This is a genomic window from Streptomyces sp. UNOB3_S3 (assembly GCF_020740895.1).
Lineage (GTDB): Bacteria > Actinomycetota > Actinomycetes > Streptomycetales > Streptomycetaceae > Streptomyces.
The window spans coordinates 1-1,105 of sequence record NZ_JAILXP010000712.1; the positions used below are offsets into that span (position 1 = coordinate 1).

The 1,105-nt window shown below is 73.1% G+C and carries 1 protein-coding gene; it reads left to right on the forward strand.

What is annotated here, in order from left to right; translation table 11 throughout:
* Window positions 1-1,105 (forward strand): amino acid--tRNA ligase-related protein (locus K6I33_RS35205; RefSeq protein WP_229358858.1); only part of this gene is annotated, 1,105 nt, incomplete at both ends.

Consider the following 1,105-nt stretch of genomic DNA (forward strand, 5'->3'; position numbering starts at 1 on the left):
GTACCCCGCCGATGCCCGCCGCACCCACACCCTGGCCGCGATCCGCGCCGCCCACCCCGGTCTGCCGCCGGCCTCCCGCACCGGCGAACGGGTGACCGTCGCCGGGCGCGTCCTCCTCGTCCGCGACCACGGCGGCGTCGCGTTCGCCGTGCTCCGCGACTGGTCCGGCGACCTCCAGCTGACCTTCACCCGGGACGGCTCCGGCGAGGAGCTGCTGCGCCGCTTCACCCGCCACGTCGACCTCGGCGACCATCTGGAGGCCGAGGGCGAGGTGGGTACCACCGACCGGGGCGAGCTGACGGTCTTCGTCACCCGGGCCCGCCTCATCGCCAAGTGCCTGCGCCCCCTGCCCGACAAGCGGCGCGGCCTCGCCGACCCCGAGGCCCGGGTCCGGATGCGCTATGTGGACCTCGCGGTCAGCCCGGTCGCCCGCCGGACCGTACGGGCCCGCAGCGCGGCCGTCCAGGCACTGCGTCAGGGCCTCCTCGACCGGGGCTTCCTGGAGGTGGAGACCCCGATGCTCCAGCAGGTCCACGGCGGCGCCAACGCCCGCCCCTTCACCACCCACATCAACGCCTACGACCTCGACCTGTACCTGCGCATCGCCCCCGAGCTGTACCTCAAACGGCTGTGCGTCGGCGGCATGGAGAAGGTCTTCGAACTGGGCCGCACCTTCCGCAACGAGGGCGTCTCCTACAAGCACAACCCCGAGTTCACGATGCTGGAGGCCTACCAGACGTTCGCCGACTACGACGTGATGCTCGACCTGACCCGTGAGCTGATCCAGGAGGCCGCCACGGCCGCCCACGGCTCCCCGGTGGCGATCCGGCCGGACGAGCACGGCAGGCCCGTCCGGCACGACATCTCGGGGCCGTGGCCCGTGAAGACCGTCTACGGCGCGCTCTCCGAGGCCCTGGGCGAGGAGATCGGCGCGGACACGCCCGTCGAGGCGCTGCGCACGCGCTGCGACGCGGCGGGCGTGCCGCACCGGCCGGAGTGCGGACGCGGCGACCTCGTGCTGGAGCTGTACGAACGGCTCGTCGAGGAGCGCACCACCCTCCCGGTCTTCTACAAGGACTTCCCCACCGACGTCTCCCCCCTGACC